This is a genomic window from Actinosynnema sp. NPDC050436 (assembly GCF_040655415.1).
GTDB lineage: Bacteria > Actinomycetota > Actinomycetes > Mycobacteriales > Pseudonocardiaceae > Actinosynnema.
This window is the reverse complement of the sequence record NZ_JBFAJV010000029.1, coordinates 23,662-49,012: the sequence shown is the minus strand read 5'-3', so window position 1 is coordinate 49,012 and position 25,351 is coordinate 23,662. Positions and strand designations below refer to the sequence as shown.

Genomic DNA, 25,351 nt, shown 5'->3' with positions numbered 1-25,351 from the left:
CGTCGAGCTGGGCCACTCGCTGAGCCTCACCGTGGTGGCCGAGGGCGTGGAGGACGACGCCGCCCGCGACCAGCTCGTGGCCATGGGCTGCGACGTGGCGCAGGGCTACCTGATCTCCCGGCCGCTGTCCGAGGACCGCTTCGAGGCGTGGCTGCGCGCGCGGACGGTGCAGGTCAGGGGTGCCCGGGATGAGACGGTGCTCACCCTCGTGCACTGATCGACCCCCCGGATTTCACTCTCGCGGGGACGTTGTGTAGAGTTCTACTCGCTCCGCAAGGAACGAAAGAGCAAGCCCCTTTAGCTCAGTCGGCAGAGCGTCTCCATGGTAAGGAGAAGGTCTACGGTTCGATTCCGTAAAGGGGCTCCACGACTTGGCCGCGGTGCACAAGCATCCGCGGCCGGTTGTCGTGCGAAGCGGTGTAGCTCAGTTGGTAGAGCAAGCGGCTCATAATCGCTGTGTCGCCGGTTCAAGTCCGGCCACCGCTACTCCCGTTCGACCCCGCCAGGCGGTAAGCCCGCACTGGACGCACCGGGGCACGTGCGCTCTAGAAAGGCAAGGACCGTGGCTGCAACCGACGTACGCCCGAAGATCACCCTCGCGTGCGAGGAGTGCAAGCACCGGAACTACATCACCAGGAAGAACCGGCGCAACGACCCGGACCGCCTGGAGATCAAGAAGTTCTGCCCGAACTGCAAGACCCACCGGGCGCACAAGGAGACCCGCTGAGGGTTCCCGCCAGTCGTGCCGACGAGGCCCGTCCCCGACCGGGGGCGGGCCTCGTCGCGTAACCTGCTCCGGTGCCCCTCGACCAGTCGTTCGCCGGACGCGCGTACCCACCCTCACCGCCCTACGAAGTCGGCCGCGAGAAGATCCGCGAGTTCGCCGACGCCGTCGGTGAGACCAGCCCGGTGCACCGCGACCCGGAGGCCGCCCGCGCGGCCGGGTACCGCGACGTCATCGCGCCGCCCACGTTCGCCGTCATCGTCTCGATGAAGGCGAACGACGTCCTGGTGGACGACCCCGAGCTGGGCCTGGACTACTCCCGCGTCGTGCACGGCGACCAGAGCTTCAGCCACGTCCGCCCGATCACCGCCGGCGACCGGCTCGTCGTCGAGCTGCACGTGGACGGCATCACCTCGCGGATGGGCAACGACATGCTCACCGTCCGCGCCGAGATCAGCACCGACGAGGGCGAGCTGGTCTGCACCGGCCGCTGCACCCTCGTGGTCCGTGGGGAGGACGCGTGACCCGCGCCGCAGACGTGTCCGTGGGCGACGAGCTGCCGCCCCTGTCGCTGCGCATCACCCGCGCCGACCTGGTCCGCTACGCCGGCGCGTCCGGCGACCTCAACCCGATCCACTGGAGCGACCGGTTCGCCACCGGCGTGGGGCTGCCGGGCGTGATCGCGCACGGGATGCTCACCATGGGCCTGGCCGGCCGGATCGTCACCGAGTGGGCCGGCGACCCCGGCGCGGTCCTGGAGTACGGCGTCCGGTTCGGGCGGCCCGTCCCGGTGCCCGACGACGACGAGGGCGCGCTCGTGGAGGTCACCGCGAAGGTGACCAAGGTGCTGGACGACGGGACGTTCAAGGTCAACGTGACGGCCGCGTTCGAGGGCAAGTCGGTCCTCGGCGGCGCGTCCGCCCGCGTCCGCCTGCCCTAGCCGGCAGCACGGCGGGGCGCACGTCCCGGTGCCCGCTCCCCGCAGACCGCCGACCGGCCTGCGGGGCGGCGGACTGCTCAGAAACCGCCGCAGAGGGCGCTGGTGAACGGGCCGGTGGCGGTCGCCGAGCGGCGTTCCACGCCGTCCACGTCGACCCGGCAGCCCACCGAGCCGCCGTCCGGGCCCACGGTCACCGTCAGCACGCCGTCGTGCACGGCGTCCTGCTCCACGCGCAGCTCCTGGTGCCACGGGAAGGACGTCAGCTCCACCTGCCGGGTGCCGCCGCCCTCGCCCTCGAACGTGGAATACGTGACGGTGGCGCTGCCCGCCTCGCCGAAGACCTCGTAGACCACGACGGACGGCTCCTCGGGTCTGGCCACCCAGAGGGCGAGGATCAGCGCGCCCAGCACCAGCAGGGCCGATCCGGTGATCACGGGCCACCGGCGGGCCGGGCGTCCGGCGGGCTCCGGTAGGGCGGACTCCGTCATGGGCTGCTCTCCTCGGGCGAAGATCGATTGATCTGAATAGACCATCGGTGTAGTTATACCGACGGTTACTCGTTTCACCCGGAAGGACCACTTCAGGTGTCGGCGGGAGACCACCCCGGCGGGTGCGGAGGGAGTGCCGGAGTGGCCCCGTCGTGCGCGGAGCGGGTCAGAAGTTGCAGGCCGCCACAGCGGAGGCCCCGGTGGCGGTCGCGGTCTTCTTCTCCACGCCGTCCACGCTGATCTTGCAGGTCACCGAGCCCCCCTCGGGGCCGGTCATCGCGGAGAGGCCGGCACCGCTGAGCAAGCCGGTCACGGTCACCTCCTTCTTCCAGGGCAGCTTGGTGATCTCCTCCTTGTTCGACGAGCTGTCGCCGCCGCTGTAGGTGGTGAAGGTGGCGGACGCCCTGGCGGCGGTGCCGGTGATCTCGTAGACCACCCGGGACTCCTTGCCGGCGTGCCCCTTCAGGTCGTCCAGCGGCGGCGTGGCCGCGTTGAGCGCCTGGTTGAACACCGCCACCCAGAGCACGCAGACGACCAGGCCCGCGGCCGAGAGCACGACGCCCGCGACCGCGAGCCCCCTGCCGCCGGACCGGCGGGCCCGCGCGATGCCCAGGCCGCCGAGCACCAGGCCCAGGACGACCAGCGGCCAGGCGACGACGCCGACCAGCGGGACGAAGCTCGTGCCCAGGCCGAGCAGGCCCAGCACGAAGCCGGCGACGCCGAACCAGTTGCGCGGGGGTGCCGGCGCGGCGTGGTGGTGTTGCGTCGACGGGGGTAAGGCCATGTGCGCTCCTCGGGGGGATGCGGCTCGGCGAGCCGGGGGTTCGGGCGTCGGACGGGTGCGCGGCGCGGGGGCATCCGGTTACCCGATCGGGCCCGAACACGACGAAAGGCACCCCCAGGTGGAGGTGCCTTTCGAAGGGGTTGTGAATGTCTACAACTTGATCTCGCCGAGCAGTTCCGCCATTCGGGTGATGCCGGTCTTCAGGTCGTCGTCGCCCAGCGCGTAGGAGAGCCGCAGGTAACCGGGCGTTCCGAAAGCCTCGCCGGGCACCACGGCCACCTCGGCGTGCTCCAGGATCAGCGCGGCGAGCTGGACCGTGTCGGTGATCTCCGCGCCGCGCAGCGACTTGCCGATCAACGCCTTCACCGAGGGGTAGACGTAGAACGCGCCCTTCGGCGTCGGGCAGTGCACGCCGGGGATCGCGTTCAGCAGGTCCACGATCGTGCGCCGCCGGCGGTCGAACGCCTCGCGCATTTCGTGCGCGGCGTCCAGGGGGCCGGACACGGCCTCCAGCGCGGCCCGCTGCGCGACGTTCGACACGTTCGAGGTGAGGTGCGACTGGAGGTTCGCGGCGGCCTTCACCACGTCCGCCGGGCCGATCAGCCAGCCCACCCGCCAGCCGGTCATCGCGTAGGTCTTCGCCACGCCGTTGAGCACGATCGTGCGGTCGGCCATCGCGGGCACGGCCACCGGCAGCGACACCGACTCGGCACCGTCGTAGACCAGGTGCTCGTAGATCTCGTCGGTGATCACCCACAGGCCGTGCTCCAGCGCCCACTCGCCGATCGCGGTGACCTGCTCGCGGGAGTACACCGAGCCGGTCGGGTTGGACGGCGAGCACAGCAGCAGGACCTTGGTCCTCGGGGTCCGCGCGGCCTCCAGCTGGTCGACCGTGACCAGGTAGTCGGTCGCCTCGTCCGCCGTGACCTGCACCGGGACGCCACCCGCGAGCGTGATCGCCTCGGGGTAGGTGGTCCAGTACGGCGCGGGCAGCAGCACCTCGTCACCGGGGTCGAGGACGGTGGCGAACGCCTGGTAGACCGCCTGCTTGCCGCCGTTGGTGATCAGCACCTGCGAGGCGGGCACGACGTACCCGGAGTCGCGCTCGGTCTTCCTGGCTACGGCCTCCCGCAGTTCGGGCAGGCCCGAGGCGGGGGTGTAGCGGTGGTTGCGCGGGTCGGTGCACGCGGCCTGAGCAGCGGCGACGATGGCGTCCGGGGTGGGGAAGTCGGGTTCGCCCGCACCGAAGCCGATCACCGGTCGGCCGGCCGCCTTGAGCGCCTTCGCCTTCGCGTCGACCGCCAGCGTGGCGGACTCGGCGATGCCGGCGATCCGCCGGGAGATCCTGGGGAAGTCGGAGGTGGCGGGGGCGGAGGTCGTCTCAGGTGAGGCCATGCCCCAATCGTGGCAGACGGCACAACGCCGCGAGCCGCCGGCACCCCCTCTGACCGGGCCAGTTGGAAGGAGGGGCACCCGGTGCCGTATGCTTCGACTCCGGAACGTCCAGCCGCTGCCTCACGGGCCACGTGAGGAGAGTGGAAGACGTCCTCAGCCAGGGGTCCCCCACCGGGGGTCCCAAAGGGGTGTAGCTCAACTGGCAGAGCAGCGGTCTCCAAAACCGCAGGTTGCAGGTTCAAGTCCTGTCGCCCCTGCGTCGAAGCGCGACGTGCGATCGCGATGGTGAGCGGAGGACGGCATGAGCGAGGGCCGCGAGCAGGATCAGCCGGACGAGCGCGAGAGCGCGTCCCGGCCGGTCACCGCCGCAGCACGTCGTGAGCGTCGGGGCTCCGCGCGCCCGGCGGGCCGCAAGGACTCCGCCGCACGTCCCGAAGCGAAGAAGGCGGCCGAGGTCGACGCCGAGGCCGCCGAGGACAAGAAGGGTCGTCCCACGCGCGCCCGGGGCGACCAGGAGAAGCGGGTCGGGTTCTTCGCGCGGATCGTGCGCTACGTCCGCGAGGTGGTCAGCGAGCTGCGGAAGGTCATCTGGCCGACCCGCAAGCAGATGATCACCTACACCTCGGTCGTGTTGGTCTTCGTGGCCTTCATGGTGGCGTTGGTGTTCGGCCTCGACTCGGCCTTCGCCTGGGGCGTGTTCAAGGTGTTCGCCTAGAGTCGAACACCCCGGCCGCCGCCCGCGGGCGGCGGCGGGAGCACGTGATGCACGAAAGGAAGCGAGACCCACAGTGACCTCCGACAACGGCGTTGACGCCCAGGAGCCGACCGACCTGTCCGACGAGCAGGACCTCGACCGTGGCGTCGAGGACGTCGAGCAGGGCGAAGCGGCGGAGGACACCGAGGAGGGCACCGCCTCCGACTCCGACGAGACCGGCGGCGAGGACGTGGCGGCCGGCGGCCCCGAGGCGGCGGAAGCCCCCGAGGGCGACGGTGACGTGGACGTCATCGCGCTGGACACGACGCCGATCGACGAAGAGCCCGCCGACCCGGCCGCCGAGATGCGCGAGGCCCTGAAGTACGCGCCCGGCGACTGGTACGTCGTGCACTCGTACGCGGGCTACGAGAACAAGGTCAAGACCAACCTCGAAACGCGCATCCAGACGCTCGACATGGAGGACTTCATCTTCCAGGTCGAGGTGCCGACCGAGGAAGTCACCGAGATCAAGAACGGCCAGCGCAAGCAGGTGCAGCGCAAGGTGCTGCCCGGCTACATCCTGGTCCGGATGGAGCTCAACGACGCCTCGTGGAGCGCGGTGCGCAACACGCCGGGCGTGACCGGGTTCGTCGGCGCGACCTCCAAGCCGTCGCCGCTCACCCTGGACGACGTGCTGAAGTTCCTGCTCCCGCAGGCCGAGCGCGAGAAGCCGGCCGCCGGCAAGAAGGCCGCCTCCGCTCCCGCGAAGACGACCGTCGAGGTCGACTTCGAGGTCGGCGAGTCGGTGACCGTGATGGACGGCCCGTTCGCCACGCTGCCCGCGACGATCAGCGAGGTCAACGCGGACGGCCAGAAGCTGAAGGTCCTGGTGTCGATCTTCGGCCGCGAGACTCCGGTCGAGCTGTCGTTCAGCCAGGTCTCCAAGATCTGACCGGTCCCCACGCGGGACCGCCAGCCACGCTGCGGCCGGCAGGGCCGCGCGCGGACACCGCAATAGAGGAATCACGAGATGCCACCCAAGAAGAAGAAGCTCTCAGCTGTCATCAAGCTGCAGATCAAGGCCGGGGCCGCGAACCCCGCGCCGCCCGTTGGTCCCGCGCTGGGTCAGCACGGCGTCAACATCATGGAGTTCTGCAAGGCGTACAACGCGGCGACCGAGTCGCAGCGCGGCACCGTGGTGCCCGTCGAGATCTCCGTGTACGAGGACCGCTCGTTCGACTTCAAGCTCAAGACCCCGCCGGCCGCGAAGCTGATCCTCAAGGCCGCCGGCGTCGAGAAGGGCAGCGGCGAGCCGCACCGCGTCAAGGTCGCCAAGGTGACCATGGACCAGGTGCGCGAGATCGCGCAGACCAAGATGGTCGACCTGAACGCGAACGACGTCGAGCAGGCCGCGAAGATCATCGCGGGCACCGCCCGTTCCATGGGCATCACGGTCGAAGGCTGATCCACCCCCCGATCTCGTGGGAGAGCCGTCGCTTCGGCTCGTGACCACAACTGTTGGTGAAGGACAGAGGAATGAAGCGCAGCAAGGCGTACAAGAACGCGGCTGAGCTGGTGGACCGGGAGCGGCTGTACTCGCCGCTGGAGGCCGCCAAGCTCGCCAAGGAGACGTCCAAGGTCAAGCTGGACGCGACCGTCGAGGTCGCCATCCGGCTCGGCGTCGACCCGCGCAAGGCCGACCAGATGGTCCGCGGCACCGTGAACCTGCCGCACGGTACGGGCAAGACCGCCCGCGTGATCGTCTTCGCCACCGGCGACAAGGCCGCCGAGGCCGAGGCCGCCGGTGCGGACGCGGTCGGCTCGGAAGACCTGATCGAGCGCATCCAGGGTGGCTGGCTCGACTTCGACGCCGCGATCGCCACGCCGGACCAGATGGCCAAGGTCGGCCGCATCGCCCGCATCCTCGGCCCGCGCGGCCTGATGCCGAACCCGAAGACCGGCACGGTGACGCCCGACGTCACCAAGGCCGTGACGGACATCAAGGGCGGTAAGATCAACTTCCGCGTCGACAAGCAGGCCAACCTGCACCTGGTCATCGGCAAGGTGTCGTTCGACTCGGAGAAGCTGGTCGAGAACTACGCGGCAGCGCTGGACGAGATCCTGCGCGCCAAGCCGTCCGCCGCGAAGGGCCGGTACCTGAAGAAGGTCACCGTCTCCACGACGATGGGCCCCGGCATCCCGGTCGACCCGAACCGCACCCGCAACCTGCTCACCGACGAAGCCACCGCCTGACCCGGCTCCGCTCGGCAGAAAAGCCCCTCGGCCTCCCGCCGAGGGGCTTTTCCCTTTCCCTTCAGCGGGCGGGGCAGCTCGCGGGCTCGGCCTGGTAGTCGGTGATCGGCCAGGCGCCGCTGGGCTGCTTGGTGAGGACGAACCGGCCGAGCTTCGGGCCGTCGCGGACCACCAGGGCGCACGAGCTGACCTCGACCGAGCCGGACGCGGGCGTGATGCGCTGGTCGGCGGGGAAGACGAGCTGCCGGTAGTTGGTCACGCTGGTGACCTGTGGCTGGAGCTTCGCCACGGCCGCGATGCAGTCGCTCGCGCCGAAGGCCTCGGCGAACGCCTTCTTCGAGGCGTCGGAGGTGAAGTACAGGCAGGCACGGACGCCGTCGCCGGTGCCGACGTGCTTGTAGAACTGGCCGACCGTGCCGTTGGGCCCGAACGGCTCGGTCGGCGCGATCACGTTGTTCTGCACGCCGCCGCTGTCCCGGGCGATCGAGCCCGACTCCTCGCCGCCGAAGTACTTGTCGTAGAAGTAGTACGCGATGAGCAGGACCACCAGCAGGTAGACCAGCCGCCGGAACGCCCTGCTGCCCAGCAGGACCCGCCACAGCGGCCGGCCCGCAGGTCGCGCCGGGGTGACGGGCGGCGGCGGCCCGTACGGCGGCGGCCCGTACGGGGGCGGTGGGGTGTCGGGTGGGGGGACGGCGGGGAGGTTGTGCGGGGTCGGGGTGCCGCCCGGGGGGAGGGCCGGGGTGCCCTGGGCCTGCTGGAAGCGCTGGAACTCCTGGAACCGCTGGAACTCCTGGAACTGCCTGAGCTGTTCCGGGTCGATGTCCGGGGGCGGCGGGTTCCTCGGGGGCTCTTCGGTCACGGGTCACATCATGCCGATTTGGAGGGCGCGGGACACATCCCGTAGGCTGGTTCCCGGTTCCACCGAAGACCGCTGGTCTTCTCACGCCCGACGGGTGTGGGGACGAAGGGTTCGCATGGCGAACGGCCCGCGCAGGAGGACGAGGTTACCCGGACGTTCCACGTCCCGACCGCCCCGTGCTGCTGTGCGCCGGGGCGTTTTTCATGCCCTCCCCTCGTCACGGCCGGTGGTCAACCCCCTAGCCCAGAGAGGAGGCGATCATGGCGAAGCCCAGCAAGGTTTCGGCCGTCGCCGAGCTCACGGACAAGTTCCGGGGAAGCTCGGCAGCAGTCGTCACCGAGTACCGTGGCCTCTCCATGGCGCAGCTCACCACGCTGCGTCGCGCTCTCGGCGCGGGCACCACGTACACCGTTGCGAAGAACACGCTGGTCAAGCGTGCCGCTCAGGACGCCGGCGTCGAGGGTCTCGATGAGCTGCTCATCGGCCCGACCGCCATCGCCTTCGTCGAAGGCGAGCCGGTCGACGCGGCGAAGGCCCTGCGGGACTTCGCGAAGGACAACAAGGCCCTGGTCATCAAGGGCGGCTTCATGGACGGCCGCCCGCTCTCGGTCGACGAGGTCACCCGCATCGCGGACCTCGACAGCCGCGAGGTCGTGCTCGCGAAGATCGCGGGCGCGATGAAGGGCAACCTGTCCAAGGCCGCGGCGCTGTTCAACGCCCCGGCTTCGCAGGTCGCCCGCCTGGCCGCTGCCCTGGTGGAGAAGCGGACCGCCGAGGAAGCGCCCGCCGCTGCCGAGGCCCCCGCCGACGCTCCCGCCGAAAGCTGATCCACCCGACAACCTCCGCGCCCCGGCGGTAGTCGGGCGTTGAACGAAAGGACGCCGATCATGGCGAAGCTCAGCACCGACGACCTGCTCGAGGCGTTCGCGGACCTGACGCTGCTGGAGCTCTCCGACTTCCTGAAGAAGTTCGAGGAGAAGTTCGAGGTCACCGCCGCCGCTCCCGTCGCCGTCGCGGCGGCCCCGGCCGCCGGTGGCGGCGCTGCCCCCGCCGAGGACGAGAAGGACGAGTTCACCGTCGTCCTCGAGGGTGCCGGCGACAAGAAGATCCAGGTCATCAAGGTCGTCCGCGAGGTCGTCTCGGGCCTGGGCCTGAAGGAGGCCAAGGAGCTGGTCGAGTCCGCTCCGAAGCCGCTGCTGGAGAACGTGGCGAAGGACGTCGCCGACGCCGCCAAGGAGAAGCTGGAAGCGGCCGGCGCCAAGATCTCGCTCAAGTGATCTGAGCGCCTTCGGGCGCTTGCGCACCGCCGAGAGGGCGGGCACCCACCACGGGTGCCCGCCCTCTCGGCGTTCACGGGGCGGGTTTCCGCAGGTCGTGGTCCCTGCACGGCACCGGTGATCCAGCTCGCAAAGTTACCGTTCCGTGACCACCGTTAACCCAACTGGGGAGTAACCACGGCGCGACGGGCTCGTTGCAGGGGTATGGCGTCCTGCCGCGCGGGGCGTGCCCTGGCGAGGTGGCCGGTGACCTGGAGGTGCGGATGGGCGTCGAGGTGGTCGTCGAGGGCCTGACGAAGTCCTTCGGCACGCAGACCATCTGGCGGGACGTCACGCTCACCCTGCCGCCGGGCGAGGTCAGCGTGATGCTCGGTCCCTCCGGAACCGGCAAGTCGGTGTTCCTCAAGTCCCTGGTCGGCCTGCTCAAGCCCGAACGCGGCCGGATCTCGATCAACGGCACGGACCTCGTCCGCTGCTCCGAGCACAAGCTCTACGAGATCCGGAAGCTGTTCGGCGTGCTGTTCCAGGACGGCGCCCTGTTCGGCTCGATGAACCTGTTCGACAACGTCGCCTTCCCGCTGCGCGAGCACACCCGCAAGACCGAGGCCGAGGTCCGGCGGATCGTGCTGGAGAAGATGGAGATGGTCGGCCTCGTCGGCGCGGAGAAGAAGCTCCCCGGCGAGATCTCCGGCGGGATGCGCAAGCGGGCGGGCCTGGCGCGGGCGCTGGTGCTCGACCCCGAGATCATCCTGTGCGACGAGCCGGACTCGGGCCTCGACCCGGTCCGCACCGCCTACCTCAGCCAACTGCTGATCGACCTGAACTCGCAGATCGACGCGACGATCCTGATCGTCACCCACAACATCACCGTCGCCCGGACCGTGCCGGACAACCTCGGGATGCTCTTCCGCCGCGAACTGGTCATGTTCGGCCCCCGCGAGGTGCTGCTGACCAGCGACGAACCGGTCGTCGAGCAGTTCCTCAACGGCCGCCGCATCGGCCCGATCGGCATGTCCGAGGAGAAGGACCAGGCCACCATGGCCGCCGAGCTCGCGCACCGCGACGCGGGCCACTCGGACGGCTCGCCCGACGAGGACGTCCGGGGCGTGGTCCCGCAGCTCGAACCCACGCCCGGCCTGCCGCCGCGCGGCGCGGTCCGCCGCCGCAAGGACCGGGTCATGAGCATCATCCACACGCTGTCCCCGGACGCCCGGCAGGGCATCATCGCCAGCCTGACCCCCGACGAGCAGCGGCACTACCGGGTGTTCGCCGGCGCGGACCGGGAACCCGCCGCCCGCACCGCGCCCAGCCCGTGGCCGAGGCAGGGGGGCGTGCTGTGACCTCACCCGCGACGTTCCCCGGCGCGGGCGCGCTGCGGGAGGCGGGCCGGATGTTCGCGCTGGGTGCCGACGTCGTCCGCAACGCCTTCCGCCGGCCGTTCCAGCTCCGCGAGTTCGTCCAGCAGTGCTGGTTCGTGGTCAGCGTGACGGTCCTGCCCACGGCCCTGGTGTCGATCCCGTTCGGCGCGGTGATCGCGCTGCAGATCGGGTCGCTCACCCGCCAGATCGGCGCGCAGTCGTTCACCGGCGCGGCCAGCGTGCTGGCGATCATCCAGCAGGCCAGCCCGATCGTCACCGCGCTGCTGATCGCGGGCGCGGGCGGGTCGGCGATCTGCGCCGACCTCGGGTCGCGCAAGATCCGCGAGGAGATCGACGCCATGGAGGTGCTGGGCGTCTCGCCGGTCCAGCGCCTGGTGGTGCCCCGCGTGCTGGCCGCGATGCTGGTCTCCGTGCTGCTCAACGGCATGGTGAGCGTCGTCGGAGTGATGGGCGGCTACTTCTTCAACGTGGTGCTCCAGGACGGCACGCCCGGCGCGTACCTGGCCAGCTTCGCCGCCCTGGCCCAGCTTCCGGACCTGTGGATCTCCGAGTTCAAGGCGCTGGTCTTCGGGTTCATCGCGGGCATCGTCGCGGCCTACCGGGGCCTGAACCCGGCGGGCGGCCCGAAGGGCGTCGGCGACGCGGTGAACCAGGCCGTCGTCATCACGTTCCTGCTGCTGTTCTTCGTGAACTTCGTGCTCACCACGATCTACCTCCAGGTCGTCCCGGCGAAGGGGAGCTGAGGTGGCCACCACCGGCAGCAGGCTCCGCAGGGCGGTCGACGCGCCCCTGGCGGTGCTCGACGCGCTCGGCGACCAGCTCTGGTTCTACCTGCGCGCGCTCGCCTGGACCCCGCGCACGCTGACCCGCTACCTGCGGGAGACGCTGCGGCTGCTGGCGGAGGTCAGCTTCGGCTCGGGCGCGCTGGCCGTCATCGGCGGCACGATCGGCGTGATGGTGGGCCTGTCGCTGGCCACCGGCACGGTCGTCGGCCTCCAGGGCTTCGCGGCGCTCGACCAGATCGGCACGTCGGCGTTCGCCGGCTTCGTCTCGGCCTACTTCAACACCCGCGAGATCGCGCCCCTGGTCGCGGGCCTCGCGCTCAGCGCCACGGTCGGCTCCGGCTTCACCGCGCAGCTCGGCGCGATGCGGATCTCCGAGGAGATCGACGCCCTGGAGGTCATGGGCATCCCGAGCCTGCCGTTCCTGGTCACCACGCGGATCATCGCCGGCTTCGTCGCCATCATCCCGCTGTACGTGATCGGTCTGCTCACGTCGTACCTGGCCGCCCGGATGATCACCGTCGAGTTCCACGGCCAGTCGGCGGGCACGTACGACCACTACTTCACCCTGTTCCTGCCACCGGTCGACGTGCTGTGGTCGTTCGGCAAGGTCCTGGTGTTCTCCGTGGTGATCATCCTCACCCACTGCTACTACGGCTACCGCGCGAGCGGCGGTCCGGCGGGCGTGGGCGTCGCGGTCGGCCGCGCGGTGCGCACCGCGATCGTCACCACCAGCCTGCTGGACTTCTTCCTGAGCATGGCGATCTGGGGCACCACCACGACGGTGAGGATCGCCGGATGAGCCGCGCCCTGCCGCCCATCGCCGCGCCGCGCGCGCCCGGACCCGGACCGGGGGTGGCGTGATGCTCCGTCGACGGCTGCTGGGCGTCGTGTTCCTCGCGGTGATCGCCCTGTTCCTCGCCCTCACCGTGGCGCTGTACAACGACGCGTTCACCAAGGTCGTGAAGGTGACGCTGAAGACCGACCGCATCGGCAACCAGCTGCTGGTCGCGTCGGACGTCAAGGTGCGCGGCATGGTGGTGGGCGAGGTCCGGCAGATCCGCACCTCGGGTGACGGCGCGGAGCTGGAGCTGGCGATCCGGCCGGACCAGGTGGAGTTCATCCCCGGCGACGTCTCCGCGCGCCTGCTGCCCAAGACCCTGTTCGGCGAGCGGTACGTGAACCTGGTCGTGCCGGAGCGGGCGGACCGGACCGACCACCTCGCCGACGGCGACGTCATCGAGCAGGACCGCTCCAGCGGCGCGGTCGAGCTGGAACGCGTGCTGGACGACCTGCTGCCGGTGCTCCAGGCGGTGCAGCCGGAGAAGCTGGCGACCACGCTCACCGCCGTGTCCCAGGCGCTGGACAACCGGGGCCGGGCGCTCGGCGAGACGCTCGTCCAGCTCGACTCCTACCTCGGCGGGCTGAACCCCGAGCTGCCCCGGCTCAAGGAGGGCATCAGCCGGCTCGCGGACGTCTCGAACGTCTACGCCGACGCCGCGCCCGACCTGGTCCAGGCGCTCGGCGACGCCACCGCGACCAGCCGGACCCTGGTCGACCAGCGGGACGAGCTGCTGGCGATGTACGGCTCGCTGACCACCACGTCGGTCGACCTGAACAGCTTCCTCGCGGTCAACCGCACCAACCTGATCCAGCTCGCCGACGTGTCCCGACCGACCCTGGAGCTGCTGGCCAAGTACGCGCCCGAGTACCCCTGCCTGCTCCGGGGGCTCAGCGAGTTCAAGCCGATCATGGACCAGGTGTTCGGCAAGGGCACCGACGAGCCGGGCCTGCACATCACCCTGGAGATCACCGCGAACCGGGGCAAGTACGTGCCGAACCGGGACGAGCCCGAGTACGCCGACAAGCGCGGCCCCCGCTGCTACGACATCGTGCCCCGGCCGGACCCGTTCCCGCAGTACCCGCCGGAGGGCGCGGTCCGGGACGGTTCCACGCCGCCGCCGCCCGCCCGCGTCGCCAACGACGGCGTCCTCCCACCCGCGACCGGCGTCAACGGCCTGGGCACCACCTCGCCGTCGTCGCTCGGCGGCGTCCAGGTCCCGAGCCTGGCGAACTCCCCGGAGGAGCAGGACTTCCTGGCCGCGCTGCTCGCGCCGCAGTTCGGCGTGCCCGAGAGCGGGATGCCGAGCTTCACCGCGCTCCTGCTCGGACCGCTCTACCGGGGAGCGGAGGTGACGGCGTGAGGTCGCTGGTCGCGCCCCTGGTCAAGTTGGGCGTCTTCGCCACCGTGACGGTCCTCGCCACGGCGCTGCTCGCTATCACCATCGCCAACACCGACTTCGGCGACGCCCACACCTACCGCGCGCGGTTCACCGACGTGACGGCGCTCAACGACGGCGACGACATCCGCATCGCCGGCGTCCGCGTCGGCCAGGTCACCGGGATCCGGGTGGTGGACCGGCGGGTCGCCGAGGTGGAGTTCGAGGTGGACGACCGGCGCAGCCTGCCCCGGTCGGTCGTGGCGACCATCAAGTACCGGAACCTGGTGGGGCAGCGCTACATCGCGCTGGAGCACGGCGCGGGCGACGCATCCGCGCTGCCGCCCGGCGACGTGATCCCGGTGGAGCGCACGAAACCCGCGCTCGACCTGACCGCCCTGTTCAACGGCTTCAAGCCGCTGTTCCAGGCGCTGGACCCGGACGACGTCAACAAGCTGTCCAACGAGATCATCCAGGTGCTCCAGGGCGAGGGCGGCACGATCGACAGCCTGCTGCGGCACACCGCGTCGCTCACCCGGACCCTGGCCGCCCGCGACCAGGTGATCGGCGAGGTGATCGACAACCTCAACTCCGTGCTGGGGACCGTGAACAGCCGCACCGACCAGGTGTCCACGCTGGCGTCCACGCTCCAGGAGCTCACCACGGGCCTCGCGGGCGACCGGCAGCCCATCGGTGACGCGATCAGCGCCCTGGGCGACCTGACCGGCACCACGGCCGGGCTGCTCGGCGAAGCGCGGCAACCGCTCAAGGACGACATCGCGCAACTGGGCCTGGTGTCGCAGACGCTGGCGGACAACGAAGCGGTCGTGGAGGGCGTCATCCAGCGCCTGCCCGGCAAGATCGAGGCCATGGCGCGCACCGCGTCCTACGGCTCCTGGTTCAACTTCTTCCTGTGCGAGGCCGGCGGCCAGGTCGCCGTGCCGCCGGTCATCACCGACCCCATCCCCATCACGGTGCTGCCCGTCACGCAAGCGAGGTGCCGCCCGTGAAGGCCGAGCGCAACCCCGTGACCACCGGCGTGGTCGGCCTGACCGTCATCGCGCTGCTGCTGCTCGCCGCGTTCCACTCCGACGACCTGCCGTTCGTCGGCGGCGGCACCACGTACTCCGCCGAGTTCACCGAGGCGGCGGGTCTGGTGCCGGCCAACGAGGTGCGGGTGGCGGGCGTCAAGGTCGGCAAGGTGACCAAGGTCCGGCTCGACGGCGACAAGGTGCGCGTGTCGTTCCGGGTGAAGGACGCCTGGCTCGGCGACCGCACCACCGCCACCATCCGGATCAAGACGCTGCTGGGCCAGAAGTTCCTGGCCCTGGACCCGCAGGGCGGCCGGCCCCTCGACCCCGGCGACCCGATCCCGCGCGAGCGCACGCTGTCCCCGTACGACGTGCAGGAGGCGTTCAACGGCCTCGCGTCCACCGTCGGCCGGATCGACACCGCGCAACTGGCGGAGAGCTTCCAGGTCCTGGCCGAGACGTTCGAGGGCTCGGCGGACAACGTCCGGGGCGCGCTCGACGGCCTTTCCGCGCTGTCGAAGACGATCTCGTCCCGCGACGAGCAGTTGGCGCAGTTGCTCGCCAACACCGAGCAGATCACCAAGACCCTGTCCGACCGCAACGAGCAGTTCGAGAAGCTCCTCGCGGACGGCAACCTCCTGCTCGGCGAGCTGCGCAAGCGCAAGGACGCCATCGGCGCGCTGCTCACCGGCACGCGCGCGCTGTCCCGGGAGCTGTCCGGCCTGGTGGCGGACAACGCCGCGCAGCTCAAGCCCGCGCTGGAACAGCTGGACCGGGTGTCCACGATGTTGCAGCGCAACCAGGACGCGCTCAACCGGGGCCTGGCGCTGATGGCCCCGTTCTACCGGGTGTTCGCCAACACCCTGGGCAACGGCCGCTGGTTCGACGTCTACATCTGCGGCCTGCTGCCGCCGTCGGTGAACCTCGGCGTCGTCGGCTTCACCGAAGAGGGCTGCCTGCCCCCCGGCGTGCAGAGGGGGAACTGAGGTGACGACCAGCCGGATCGGACGGGCCGCCGCGATCGCGTGCGTGCTCGCGCTCGTCGCGGTGGCCGCGCTGTGGTGGGTGTTCGCGGCGGGCAACAGCCGCAAGGTGACGGCCGTGTTCGGCGCGGCCGTGGGCGTCTACCCGGGCTCCGACGTCCGGGTGCTGGGCGTGCGGGTCGGGTCCATCGAGGACGTCGAGCCGCAGGGCGCGCAGGTCAAGGTCACCATGTCCCTCGACCGGGCGGTGAAGGTGCCGGCGGACGCCCGGGCCGTCGTCGTCGCACCGAGCGTCGTCTCCGACCGCTACGTCCAGCTCGCACCCGTCTACACCGGCGGCGAGACCATGGGCGACAACGCGACGATCCCGCGTGAGCGCACCGCCACGCCGGTCGAGCTGGACGAGCTGTACGCCAGTCTGGAGGAGCTGACCACCGCGCTGGGACCCAACGGTGCCAACAAGAATGGTGCGCTGTCGGACCTGCTGAACGCGGCGGCGAAGAACCTGGACGGCAACGGCAAGGCCCTGGGCGACACCATCCGGCAGCTCGGCGACGCCACCCGGACCCTGTCCGGTTCCCAGGACGACCTGTTCGGCACGGTCGACAACCTCCAGGAGTTCACCGGGATGCTGGCCGCCAACGACAGCCAGGTCCGCGACTTCAACCGCCAACTCGCCGACGTGGCGGGCTTCCTGGCCGACGAGCGCGAGAACCTCGCCGGGGCACTGACCGAACTGGCCCACGCGCTCGGCCAGGTCCAGGGCTTCATCCAGGACAACCGCGCGATCGTGAAGTCCAACGTGGACAAGCTGGCCGGCATCACCCAGATCCTGGTGGACCAGCGCGCGTCACTCGCCGAAACCCTGGACGTGGCCCCGCTCGCGCTGGGCAACCTGCAGAACGCCTACAACGCCGCGTCCGGCACCCTCGACACGCGAGCCGACCTGAACGAGCTGAACCAGCCGCCGCTGGTGCTGGTCTGCAAGCTGATCCAGTCGGTCGAACCGGGCAAGGTCCCCCTCGCCCTGTCCCAGGCGTGCCGACAACTGGCCCCGATCCTCACCGGCGCGGTCCCGCTCAAGACCCCCGCCGAAGTCATCAGCGACCTGACCCAGGGCAAACTCCCCCTACCCCTCCCACTGGCAGGGGTCCCCCGATGACCCACACCTCCCGACGTCCCCGCCCCACCCGCACTCTCCTCATCTTCGCCGCCACCACGACCCTGGCCATGGCGCTCACCTCCTGTGGCTCGGGCGGCTTCGAGGGCGTCTACACCATGCCGCTGCCCGGCGGCGCCGACCTGGGCGACCGCCCGTACTCGGTGAAGGTGCGGTTCAAGGACGTCCTCGACCTCGTCCCCCAAGCGGGCGTCAAGGTCAACGACGTCCCGGTCGGCCGGGTGGACCGGATCGACCTCGCCCCCGACGGCTGGACCGCCGAGGTCACCGTCCTGGTCAACGGCGGCGTGAGACTCCCCGCCAACGCCGTCGCCAAGCTGCGGCAGTCGGCGCTGCTCGGTGAGAAGTTCGTCGAACTGGCCAAGCCCGCCGAGGGCCGCGAGGAGGGCGCGCTGACCGACGGCGCGACCATCCCCGTCGAGCGCACCAACCGCAACCCCGAGGTGGAAGAGGTCTTCGGCGCGCTGTCGATGCTCCTCAACGGCGGCGGCATCGCCCAGCTCCAGAACATCAGCCGCGAACTCAGTGCCGCCCTGGAGGGCAACGAGCCCGAGATCCGCTCCCTGCTGGCGAACCTGAACACCCTCGTCAGCGAGCTGGACGGCCACAAGACCGAGATCACCCGGGCCCTGGACGGCGTGAACCGCCTCGGCGGCACGCTCAACGCCCAGCGGCAGCAGATCACCGACGTGCTCGACGGCCTCGAGCCCGGTCTCAAGGTGCTCAGCGAGCAGCGCACCCAACTGGTCACGCTGTTGCAGTCGCTCGACGCCCTGTCCGACGTCGCGGTGGACACCGTCAACCGGTCCCGGGACGACGTCGTCGCCGACCTCAAGGCCCTGCAACCCACCCTGCGCAAGCTGGCCGAGGCGGGCACCAACCTGCCCAACGCCCTGGAGCTGCTGCTCACCTACCCGTTCCCGGACTCGGCCGTCGACGGCATCAAAGGCGACTACACCAACCTCTACGCCGACGTCGACCTGAACCTGGGCAACATCGTCGACAACCTCGGCCGGTCCCGGCAGAGCCCGTTGCCCACGTTGCCGGGCATCGACGGCACCGCCCCGTCCCTGCCGCTGCCCCTGCCGAACCTGCCGCTGCCCGACGTCGGCCGCACCACCGGCCTGGGCAACCTGCTCGGCGGGCTGCTCGGAGGTGGTCGCCGGTGATCCCCCGCAAGATCAAGGTGCAGATCGGCGCGTTCGTGCTGATCGCCCTGCTCGGCGTCAGCTACGTCGGCGCGCGCTACGCGGGCCTGGGCCGGGTGTTCGGCGCGTCCGGGTACGTGGTGACGCTGCAACTGGCCGACTCCGGGGGAGTGTTCACCAACGCCGAGGTGACCTACCGGGGCGTCACCGTCGGCCGGGTCGGGCAGATGCGGCTCACCGCGGACGGCCTGGACGTCGACCTGAACATCGACTCCGACGCCCCGCGCATCCCGTCCGACCTGGATGCCGTGGTCGCCAACCGCTCCGCCGTGGGCGAGCAGTTCGTGGACCTGCGCCCGCGCCACGGCGACGGCCCGTACCTGGCCGCCGGCGCCACCATCGACAAGGCCCGCACCAGGACCCCGCCGCCCGTGGACGGCCTGCTCGCCAACCTCGACGGCTTCGCCAAGTCGGTCCCCGCCGACTCGCTGCGGACCGTCGTGGACGAGCTGGACGAAGCCTTCAACGGCACCGGTCCGGATCTGCAGGCCCTGCTGGACAACACCCGGCGGTTCACCGAGGCCGCGACCCGGCACCTGCCCCAGACCAAGGCGCTGATCAACGACGGCCTGGTGGTGCTCGACACCCAGGCCGCGCAGGGCAGCGCGATCCGCTCGTTCAGCGCGGACCTCCGCGCCCTGGCCGAGCAGCTCAAGAACTCCGACACCGACCTCAGGGCCCTGATCGGCATCTCACCCCTGGCCGCCGAACAGGTCTCCGCCCTGCTGGAGGAGACCGGCCCGAACCTCGGCGTCGTGCTGGCCAACCTGCTCACCACCGGGAACATCCTGGTCACCAGGCTCGACGGCCTGGAGCAGATCGCCGTCACCTACCCGATCGCCGTCGGCGGCGGCTTCAGCGTGGCGAAGGGCGACGGGACCGGGGCCCACTTCGGCCTGGCGCTCAACGTCTTCGACCCGCCCCCGTGCACCGTCGGGTACGAGGGCACCAAGATCCGCCAGGGCACCGACACCACCCCCGTGACGCTGAACAGCCAGGCGTACTGCGCCCTGGCCCGGGGCAGCGCCACCGCCGTGCGCGGTGCGCAGAACGCGCCCTACGGCGGCACACCGACGACGCCCGTCGGCAACGAGACCTCCCAGCCCGGACGGGAGCCGGTCGGCAGGCCGCAGGCCGACGCCCCCGTCCTGACCAGCCTGGGACAGCTGCTCGGTCTGCCGGGCTGAGCGAGGAGGAACCCGATGCAGCGCTACGCGCTCCCCGTCGCCGCCGTCCTGGCGGTGCTGGCCGCCGGTTACGCGCTCTGGGCCGGCGTGTCCTGGTGGAGTTCGGAGACCAACGACTCGGTGTCGTTCTCCCGGGAACGCGAAGAAGTGCTCAGGGTGGGCCAGGTCGGCATAGCCAACTTCACCACCCTGGACTACAAGAAGGTGGACGAAGACCTGAACCGCTGGCTCGACTCGTCCACCGGCGACCTCCGCACCGAAATAGAAACCGGCCGCGACACCCGGAAGAAGCAGATCGCCGACGCGAAGACCGTGACCGTGAGCAGAGTCCTCGACGCGGCCGTGACGGACCTGGACGACCGAGCCGGAAAAGCGCACCTGATAGCGGTGGTGGAAACCACGGTGACCCCGGAAGGCGCCCAACCGGTGAAAAAGGTGAACCGCTACCAGACCAACCTGACCCGCACCGAAGCGGGCTGGAAGCTCAGCGCCCTGGGCCCAGTCGCCGCCGGCGGCGCATAACCCGGAGGAGGAACCCCGTGCCCCCCACACGCCGCCGCCCGGTCCCCACCCCACCCACCACCGGCCGCCCCCGGGTAGCCGGCCTGCGCAAGCGCCCCACCGACCCCGCCCCACCCCCCACCCACCCCGACCCGCCCCCACCACACGACGAGCCGACCACCCCCGCACCCCCTTTCGTAGAAGACACGGTCACCTCCTCCGCCACCACCACGACGGAACCCCAAGAGGAACGACCCACCTCCCGCCCCACACCTCGACGCAAGCGGCAGACCCCCCGACCCCACCCAGTACCGCCTTCTGACCAAGACACCCACCTCCCTCCCTCCACCTCTGACCAGCAGAAGTCGCGCCGTTCGACCCTCTTCCTCCCCATCGCACTGGTGCTCGTGGCGGCAGTGCTGGTCGGCCTGGGCGTATGGCTACAGGGTCAGGCGGGCAACTCCCGGTACAACAAGGCGCTGGTCGACAGCGGCGGCACCACGGAGGTCGCGGGCCAGGTCAGGGAGGCCGTGGAGAAGGCGTTCTCGTACAACTACGCCGACGTCGCGTCGACCGAGAAGGCCGCCGGCGAACTGCTCCTGGGCAAGGCGAAGTGCCAGTACCTGGCGATCTTCGGCCCGGTGAAGACCCTGGCACCGGAGCAGAAGCTGGTGGTGACGGTGAAGGCCGTGTCGAGCGGGGTGACCAGCCTGGACGACGACCGCGCGACCGTCCTGCTCTTCCTGGACCAGGTGACCACCCGGACCACGGACAACCAGTCGGGCGGCGGAATAGCGATGATGAGGGCGGGCGCGCAAAAGGCCGACGGCCGCTGGAAGGTCGACAACATGGAGATGTTCGGTCAAACGGGCGAGCAATCGACAGAACTGGCGAAGTGCAACTAGCACTCCACACCCCACCCACCAAGTCGTGTCATCCCCGTATGGCCCGCGCGCCAGCGAACCGCGCTTGAGTGGGGAGTGCAAGCACGCTTTTCGCTTGCACTCCCCACTCAAGGGTGGTTGTCTCCGACCGGGTCATACGGGGATGACACGACGACCCGCACTTCCGTCATCCTCGGTGGCTCGCCCGTCCGGCGAGGACACCTTGAAGAACAACTCCGCTGCCGCCTGCCCGAGGTTCGCCGCCCAAGGCCGGCCAGAGGTACTCCCGCGCGAAGACCCCCTACCAACATCCAACCAGCGGGGTACGACATTTTCGCCCGCCGCACCCGCCGCACCCGCCGCACCCGACTGGCCCCGCCACGGCCAGCCGCACCTCACAGAGCCTGCTGCCCCTCCGCCGCTCCCACTACACCCTCAAGCCACACCCTCAAGCCACACCCAGCACCCGCACCCGGCACCCGCACCCGGCCCCACCACACCACCCACATCCACCGCACGCCACTTCAAACGCAGCGTAGGCGCACGACCACACCCAGTATCCCGCCCCATCACCTGAAAGATCAACTCACCGCAGCCCGTCCCACCTCCAGTCGCATGTGGACCGGACACCCCCAAAAGCAACTCTCAAAACAGTGATCTCCACCACACGGACGGGCACGTCACCGAGCGGAGCCGCAGGCTTCGACCGGAGGACCACGAACACCCGCCAACAGTTCACCCCCGGCCCACATCGCTGTAATTCCGCAGGTCAGAGCGGTAACCGCGAGTGAGCGGCGCTTGCGCCACGAGAGTGATCGCCGCGTGGCATCTTGACTGTCGGCGTCGGCAGGGTCACTCTGTCGGTGACGACGAGAAAGGTCCTTCCAGGTGCCTCTCGACAGTTGGCGTGCGCGTGGCTAGACTGCCCCTTTGCGCTGCCCTCTTTCCGTTTGCCCTTCGCCGAGAGCTGGATTGCCGGGCATCGCCGCACCCTTGACAGCCGTGCTAGTTCCGCTGACTAGCCAGCTACCTGTCCCTGGAAGGACGCATCTTGGCGATCTCTCGCGCGACCAAGGCCACTGCTGCGACCAACTCCACGTCGGGGATTCCCGGAGCGCCGAAGCGCGTCTCGTTCGCGAAGATCCACGAACCGCTTCAGACGCCCAACCTGCTCGACCTCCAGATTCAGTCCTTCGAGTGGCTCACCGGCGACGAGGCGTGGTTCCAGCGTCGCGTCGACGAGGGCGACGAGACGCCGACGGGCGGTCTCGAAGAGGTCTTGAACGAGATCTCGCCGATCGAGGACTTCTCGGGCTCGATGTCCCTCTCCTTCTCCGACCCGCGCTTCGACGAGGTCAAGGCCTCGACCGAGGAGTGCAAGGACAAGGACATGACGTACGCCGCCCCGTTGTTCGTCACGGCGGAGTTCACCAACCACACCACCGGCGAGATCAAGAGCCAGACGGTGTTCATGGGTGACTTCCCGATGATGACCGACAAGGGCACGTTCATCATCAACGGCACCGAGCGGGTCGTGGTCTCCCAGCTCGTCCGCTCGCCCGGCGTCTACTACGACACGGCGATCGACAAGACGACCGACAAGGACGTCTTCAGCGTCAAGATCATCCCGTCGCGGGGTGCCTGGCTGGAGTTCGACGTCGACAAGCGCGACACCGTCGGTGTCCGGATCGACCGCAAGCGCCGCCAGCCGGTCACCGTGCTGCTGAAGGCCCTGGGTTGGAGCACCGAGCAGATCCGCGAGCGCTTCTCGTTCTCCGAGACGCTGCTGACGACGCTGGAGAAGGACCACACCGCGGGCACCGACGAGGCGTTGCTCGACATCTACCGCAAGCTGCGTCCGGGCGAGCCGCCGACGAAGGAGTCCGCGCAGGCGCTGCTGGAGAACCTGTTCTTCAAGGACAAGCGCTACGACCTGGCCAAGGTCGGCCGCTACAAGGTCAACAAGAAGCTGGGCCTGGACACGCCGATCTCCACGGGTGTGCTCACCGAGGACGACATCGTCACGACGATCGAGTACCTGGTCCGCCTGCACGCCGGTGAGACGACCATGCAGCCGGGCGAGACCGAGGTCCCGGTCGAGGTGGACGACATCGACCACTTCGGCAACCGCCGCCTGCGCACCGTCGGCGAGCTGATCCAGAACCAGATCCGGGTCGGCCTGTCCCGCATGGAGCGCGTCGTGCGCGAGCGCATGACGACCCAGGACGTCGAGGCGATCACGCCGCAGACCCTGATCAACATCCGCCCCGTCGTGGCGGCGATCAAGGAGTTCTTCGGCACCTCCCAGCTCTCGCAGTTCATGGACCAGACGAACCCGCTGGCGGGCCTGACGCACAAGCGCCGGCTGTCCGCCCTCGGCCCGGGTGGTCTGTCCCGGGAGCGGGCCGGCATGGAGGTCCGCGACGTCCACCCGTCGCACTACGGCCGCATGTGCCCGATCGAGACCCCGGAAGGCCCGAACATCGGCCTGATCGGCTCGCTGTCGAGCTACGGCCGGGTCAACCCGTTCGGCTTCATCGAGACGCCGTACCGCAAGGTCATCGAGGGCCGGGTCACCGACCAGATCGACTACCTGACCGCCGACGAGGAAGACCGCTTCGTGAAGGCCCAGGCCAACGCGAAGATCGACAACGAGGGCAACTTCCTCGAGACGAAGGTCCTCGTCCGCAAGAAGGGCGGCGAGGTCGAGCAGATCGACCCGCTCGACGTCGACTACATGGACGTCTCCCCGCGCCAGATGGTGTCGGCGGCGACCGCCATGATCCCGTTCCTGGAGCACGACGACGCGAACCGCGCGCTGATGGGCGCGAACATGCAGCGCCAGGCGGTGCCGCTGCTGCGCAGCGAGTCGCCGCTGGTCGGCACGGGCATGGAGCTGCGCGCCGCGGTCGACGCCGGTGACGTCGTGGTGGCCAAGAAGACCGGTGTGGTCGAGGAGATCTCCGCCGACTACGTCACGGTCATGGCCGACGACGGCTCGCGGCAGACCTACGGCCTGCACAAGTTCCGCCGCTCGAACCAGGGCACCTGCATCAACCAGAAGCCCATCGTGAACGAGGGCGACCGGGTGCAGGAGGGCCAGGTCCTCGCGGACGGGCCGTGCACCGAGAACGGCGAGATGGCGCTGGGCAAGAACCTGCTCGTCGCGATCATGCCGTGGGAGGGCCACAACTACGAGGACGCGATCATCCTGTCGCAGCGCCTCGTCCAGGACGACGTCCTGACCTCGATCCACATCGAGGAGCACGAGATCGACGCGCGGGACACCAAGCTGGGCGCCGAGGAGATCACCCGGGACATCCCGAACGTCTCCGAGGAGGTCCTGGCCGACCTCGACGAGCGCGGCATCATCCGCATCGGCGCCGAGGTCCAGCCGGGCGACATCCTGGTCGGCAAGGTCACGCCCAAGGGCGAGACCGAGCTGACCCCGGAGGAGCGCCTGCTGCGCGCGATCTTCGGCGAGAAGGCCCGCGAGGTCCGCGACACGTCGCTGAAGGTGCCGCACGGCGAGTACGGCAAGGTCATCGGCATCCGCGTGTTCAGCCGCGAGGACGACGACGAGCTGCCCCCCGGCGTGAACGAGCTGGTCCGGGTCTACGTCGCCCAGAAGCGCAAGATCCAGGACGGCGACAAGCTCGCCGGCCGCCACGGCAACAAGGGCGTCATCGGCAAGATCCTCCCCGTCGAGGACATGCCGTTCCTGGAGGACGGCACCCCGGTCGACATCGTGCTGAACACGCACGGCGTGCCGCGTCGTATGAACATCGGCCAGGTGCTGGAGACCCACCTCGGGTGGATCGCCAAGCAGGGCTGGAGCATCAACGGCGACCCGGACTGGGCGAAGAACCTGCCCGGCGACCTGTACGACGTGGAGCCCGGCACGAAGACCGCCACCCCGGTCTTCGACGGCGCGCGCGAGGACGAGATCACCGGCCTGCTCGGCTCGACGGTCCCGAACCGCGACGGCGAGCGGATGGTCAAGGAGAACGGCAAGGCGCAGCTCTTCGACGGGCGCAGCGGCGAGCCGTACCCCTTCCCGGTGTCGGTCGGCTACATGTACATCCTGAAGCTGCTGCACCTGGTGGACGACAAGATCCACGCGCGGTCCACCGGCCCGTACTCGATGATCACCCAGCAGCCGCTGGGCGGTAAGGCCCAGTTCGGTGGCCAGCGCTTCGGTGAGATGGAGTGCTGGGCGATGCAGGCCTACGGGGCGGCGTACACGCTCCAGGAGCTGCTGACCATCAAGTCCGACGACGTGCTGGGCCGCGTGAAGGTCTACGAGGCCATCGTCAAGGGCGAGAACATCCCGGAGCCGGGTATCCCGGAGTCCTTCAAGGTGCTGCTCAAGGAGCTCCAGTCGCTGTGCCTCAACGTCGAGGTGCTGTCCTCGGACGGCGCCGCGATCGAGATGCGCGACGGCGACGACGAAGACCTGGAGCGCGCGGCCGCGAACCTCGGCATCAACCTGTCGCGGTCCGAGTCGCCGTCCGTGGACGACGTCGTCAACTGACACTCGCCGGCGGTCGGGGGAACGCCTCCCGCGTCCCCCCGACCGC

At 69.9% G+C, this 25,351-nt stretch carries 26 protein-coding genes and 3 tRNA genes; 25 read left to right on the top strand and 4 right to left on the bottom strand.

The window, feature by feature from the left end; genetic code table 11:
• The 6 genes from AB0I60_RS36905 to AB0I60_RS36880 all read left to right on the top strand — a co-directional run.
• Positions 1-217, top strand: a 217-nt coding sequence (locus AB0I60_RS36905; RefSeq protein WP_360738759.1) for an EAL domain-containing protein, incomplete at its 5' end; no start/stop codon positions are given.
• Positions 218-291: 74 nt separating this feature from the next.
• A tRNA-Thr gene (locus AB0I60_RS36900) sits at positions 292-367 on the top strand.
• Positions 368-413: 46 nt separating this feature from the next.
• A tRNA-Met gene (locus AB0I60_RS36895) sits at positions 414-486 on the top strand.
• Between the two features lie 76 nt (positions 487-562).
• Positions 563-727: a 50S ribosomal protein L33 gene (gene rpmG / locus AB0I60_RS36890; protein ID WP_015105301.1), complete on the top strand. Its 165-nt coding sequence runs from the start codon at positions 563-565 to the stop codon at positions 725-727.
• Positions 728-798: 71 nt separating this feature from the next.
• Positions 799-1,248 (top strand): MaoC family dehydratase N-terminal domain-containing protein, encoded by a 450-nt coding sequence (locus tag AB0I60_RS36885; RefSeq protein ID WP_360738756.1) that lies wholly within the window; start codon positions 799-801, stop codon positions 1,246-1,248.
• Positions 1,245-1,664 carry a MaoC family dehydratase gene (locus AB0I60_RS36880; protein WP_360738754.1) on the top strand — a complete coding sequence of 140 codons (420 nt, stop codon included), beginning with the start codon at positions 1,245-1,247 and terminating at the stop codon, positions 1,662-1,664. Before AB0I60_RS36885 ends, AB0I60_RS36880 begins: the two co-directional genes overlap by 4 nt.
• 77 nt (positions 1,665-1,741) lie before the next feature.
• Here the strand turns inward: AB0I60_RS36880 and AB0I60_RS36875 are convergent, their stop codons facing one another.
• The 3 genes from AB0I60_RS36875 to AB0I60_RS36865 form a co-directional block, all read right to left on the bottom strand.
• Positions 1,742-2,152, bottom strand: a complete 411-nt coding sequence (locus AB0I60_RS36875; protein WP_360738751.1) for an MmpS family transport accessory protein — start codon at positions 2,150-2,152, stop codon at positions 1,742-1,744.
• A 166-nt stretch (positions 2,153-2,318) separates the two neighbouring features.
• Positions 2,319-2,936: an MmpS family transport accessory protein gene (locus AB0I60_RS36870; protein WP_360738749.1), complete on the bottom strand. Its 618-nt coding sequence runs from the start codon at positions 2,934-2,936 to the stop codon at positions 2,319-2,321.
• Between the two features lie 150 nt (positions 2,937-3,086).
• The gene (locus AB0I60_RS36865; protein ID WP_360738746.1) at positions 3,087-4,331 is read right to left on the bottom strand and encodes a pyridoxal phosphate-dependent aminotransferase; all 1,245 of its coding nucleotides are present in this window, start codon (positions 4,329-4,331) and stop codon (positions 3,087-3,089) included.
• A 184-nt stretch (positions 4,332-4,515) separates the two neighbouring features.
• Between AB0I60_RS36865 and AB0I60_RS36860 the strand changes: the two genes are divergently transcribed.
• The 5 genes from AB0I60_RS36860 to rplA all read left to right on the top strand — a co-directional run bounded on the left by AB0I60_RS36860 (position 4,516) and on the right by rplA (position 7,278).
• Positions 4,516-4,588: transfer RNA gene (locus AB0I60_RS36860), tRNA-Trp, on the top strand.
• Positions 4,589-4,632: 44 nt separating this feature from the next.
• Positions 4,633-5,046, top strand: a complete 414-nt coding sequence (secE, locus tag AB0I60_RS36855) for a preprotein translocase subunit SecE (RefSeq protein ID WP_360738744.1) — start codon at positions 4,633-4,635, stop codon at positions 5,044-5,046.
• Between the two features lie 73 nt (positions 5,047-5,119).
• The gene (gene nusG, locus AB0I60_RS36850) at positions 5,120-5,977 is read left to right on the top strand and encodes a transcription termination/antitermination protein NusG (protein ID WP_360738741.1); all 858 of its coding nucleotides are present in this window, start codon (positions 5,120-5,122) and stop codon (positions 5,975-5,977) included.
• Between the two features lie 78 nt (positions 5,978-6,055).
• Positions 6,056-6,490, top strand: coding sequence for a 50S ribosomal protein L11 (rplK, locus tag AB0I60_RS36845; protein ID WP_360738738.1), 435 nt, complete (start codon positions 6,056-6,058; stop codon positions 6,488-6,490).
• Positions 6,491-6,561: 71 nt separating this feature from the next.
• Positions 6,562-7,278, top strand: coding sequence for a 50S ribosomal protein L1 (gene rplA / locus AB0I60_RS36840; RefSeq protein WP_360738735.1), 717 nt, complete (start codon positions 6,562-6,564; stop codon positions 7,276-7,278).
• Positions 7,279-7,339: 61 nt separating this feature from the next.
• On the opposite strand, the gene AB0I60_RS36835 is transcribed toward rplA, so the two are convergent.
• Positions 7,340-8,140 carry a hypothetical protein gene (locus tag AB0I60_RS36835; protein ID WP_360738733.1) on the bottom strand — a complete coding sequence of 267 codons (801 nt, stop codon included), beginning with the start codon at positions 8,138-8,140 and terminating at the stop codon, positions 7,340-7,342.
• Between the two features lie 260 nt (positions 8,141-8,400).
• Between AB0I60_RS36835 and rplJ the strand changes: the two genes are divergently transcribed.
• The 14 genes from rplJ to rpoB all read left to right on the top strand — a co-directional run bounded on the left by rplJ (position 8,401) and on the right by rpoB (position 25,305).
• Positions 8,401-8,967 carry a 50S ribosomal protein L10 gene (rplJ, locus tag AB0I60_RS36830; protein ID WP_360738731.1) on the top strand — a complete coding sequence of 189 codons (567 nt, stop codon included), beginning with the start codon at positions 8,401-8,403 and terminating at the stop codon, positions 8,965-8,967.
• A 60-nt stretch (positions 8,968-9,027) separates the two neighbouring features.
• Positions 9,028-9,417: a 50S ribosomal protein L7/L12 gene (gene rplL, locus AB0I60_RS36825; protein ID WP_360738728.1), complete on the top strand. Its 390-nt coding sequence runs from the start codon at positions 9,028-9,030 to the stop codon at positions 9,415-9,417.
• A gap of 263 nt (positions 9,418-9,680) precedes the next feature.
• The gene (locus AB0I60_RS36820; RefSeq protein WP_360738769.1) at positions 9,681-10,757 is read left to right on the top strand and encodes an ABC transporter ATP-binding protein; all 1,077 of its coding nucleotides are present in this window, start codon (positions 9,681-9,683) and stop codon (positions 10,755-10,757) included.
• Positions 10,758-10,807: 50 nt separating this feature from the next.
• Positions 10,808-11,539: an ABC transporter permease gene (locus AB0I60_RS36815; RefSeq protein ID WP_360738765.1), complete on the top strand. Its 732-nt coding sequence runs from the start codon at positions 10,808-10,810 to the stop codon at positions 11,537-11,539.
• A gap of 1 nt (position 11,540) precedes the next feature.
• A complete protein-coding gene (locus AB0I60_RS36810) occupies positions 11,541-12,380 on the top strand; it encodes an ABC transporter permease (RefSeq protein WP_360738725.1) in 840 nt (279 codons plus the stop codon).
• Positions 12,381-12,441: 61 nt separating this feature from the next.
• Positions 12,442-13,782: an MCE family protein gene (locus AB0I60_RS36805; protein ID WP_360738722.1), complete on the top strand. Its 1,341-nt coding sequence runs from the start codon at positions 12,442-12,444 to the stop codon at positions 13,780-13,782.
• Positions 13,779-14,807, top strand: a complete 1,029-nt coding sequence (locus AB0I60_RS36800; protein WP_360738719.1) for an MlaD family protein — start codon at positions 13,779-13,781, stop codon at positions 14,805-14,807. Before AB0I60_RS36805 ends, AB0I60_RS36800 begins: the two co-directional genes overlap by 4 nt.
• Entirely contained in the window at positions 14,804-15,814 is a 1,011-nt protein-coding gene (locus tag AB0I60_RS36795; protein ID WP_360738716.1) for an MCE family protein, read from the top strand. Before AB0I60_RS36800 ends, AB0I60_RS36795 begins: the two co-directional genes overlap by 4 nt.
• A 1-nt stretch (position 15,815) precedes the next feature.
• Positions 15,816-16,973, top strand: coding sequence for an MCE family protein (locus AB0I60_RS36790; protein ID WP_360738714.1), 1,158 nt, complete (start codon positions 15,816-15,818; stop codon positions 16,971-16,973).
• A 68-nt stretch (positions 16,974-17,041) separates the two neighbouring features.
• Positions 17,042-18,160 carry an MCE family protein gene (locus AB0I60_RS36785; RefSeq protein WP_360738762.1) on the top strand — a complete coding sequence of 373 codons (1,119 nt, stop codon included), beginning with the start codon at positions 17,042-17,044 and terminating at the stop codon, positions 18,158-18,160.
• Positions 18,157-19,386, top strand: coding sequence for an MlaD family protein (locus tag AB0I60_RS36780; protein WP_360738711.1), 1,230 nt, complete (start codon positions 18,157-18,159; stop codon positions 19,384-19,386). Before AB0I60_RS36785 ends, AB0I60_RS36780 begins: the two co-directional genes overlap by 4 nt.
• A gap of 15 nt (positions 19,387-19,401) precedes the next feature.
• A complete protein-coding gene (locus tag AB0I60_RS36775) occupies positions 19,402-19,908 on the top strand; it encodes a hypothetical protein (protein ID WP_360738708.1) in 507 nt (168 codons plus the stop codon).
• A gap of 380 nt (positions 19,909-20,288) precedes the next feature.
• Positions 20,289-20,792, top strand: a complete 504-nt coding sequence (locus AB0I60_RS36770; protein ID WP_360738705.1) for a hypothetical protein — start codon at positions 20,289-20,291, stop codon at positions 20,790-20,792.
• A 1,030-nt stretch (positions 20,793-21,822) separates the two neighbouring features.
• Positions 21,823-25,305: a DNA-directed RNA polymerase subunit beta gene (gene rpoB, locus AB0I60_RS36765; protein ID WP_360738702.1), complete on the top strand. Its 3,483-nt coding sequence runs from the start codon at positions 21,823-21,825 to the stop codon at positions 25,303-25,305.
• The last annotated feature ends 46 nt before the right edge of the window (positions 25,306-25,351 follow it).

Bases quoted from the DNA above. Each gene is read 5' to 3' on its own strand.
- secE (WP_360738744.1), top strand. From the start codon at position 4,633: ATGAGCGAGGGCCGCGAGCAGGATCAGCCGGACGAGCGCGAGAGCGCG.
- rplA (WP_360738735.1), top strand. From the start codon at position 6,562: ATGAAGCGCAGCAAGGCGTACAAGAACGCGGCTGAGCTGGTGGACCGG.
- rplL (WP_360738728.1), top strand. From the start codon at position 9,028: ATGGCGAAGCTCAGCACCGACGACCTGCTCGAGGCGTTCGCGGACCTG.
- rplJ (WP_360738731.1), top strand. From the start codon at position 8,401: ATGGCGAAGCCCAGCAAGGTTTCGGCCGTCGCCGAGCTCACGGACAAG.
- AB0I60_RS36865 (WP_360738746.1), bottom strand. From the start codon at position 4,331: ATGGCCTCACCTGAGACGACCTCCGCCCCCGCCACCTCCGACTTCCCC.
- AB0I60_RS36775 (WP_360738708.1), top strand. From the start codon at position 19,402: ATGCAGCGCTACGCGCTCCCCGTCGCCGCCGTCCTGGCGGTGCTGGCC.
- AB0I60_RS36875 (WP_360738751.1), bottom strand. From the start codon at position 2,152: ATGACGGAGTCCGCCCTACCGGAGCCCGCCGGACGCCCGGCCCGCCGG.
- AB0I60_RS36820 (WP_360738769.1), top strand. From the start codon at position 9,681: ATGGGCGTCGAGGTGGTCGTCGAGGGCCTGACGAAGTCCTTCGGCACG.
- AB0I60_RS36870 (WP_360738749.1), bottom strand. From the start codon at position 2,936: ATGGCCTTACCCCCGTCGACGCAACACCACCACGCCGCGCCGGCACCC.
- rplK (WP_360738738.1), top strand. From the start codon at position 6,056: ATGCCACCCAAGAAGAAGAAGCTCTCAGCTGTCATCAAGCTGCAGATC.
- AB0I60_RS36805 (WP_360738722.1), top strand. From the start codon at position 12,442: ATGCTCCGTCGACGGCTGCTGGGCGTCGTGTTCCTCGCGGTGATCGCC.
- AB0I60_RS36785 (WP_360738762.1), top strand. From the start codon at position 17,042: ATGGCGCTCACCTCCTGTGGCTCGGGCGGCTTCGAGGGCGTCTACACC.
- AB0I60_RS36815 (WP_360738765.1), top strand. From the start codon at position 10,808: ATGTTCGCGCTGGGTGCCGACGTCGTCCGCAACGCCTTCCGCCGGCCG.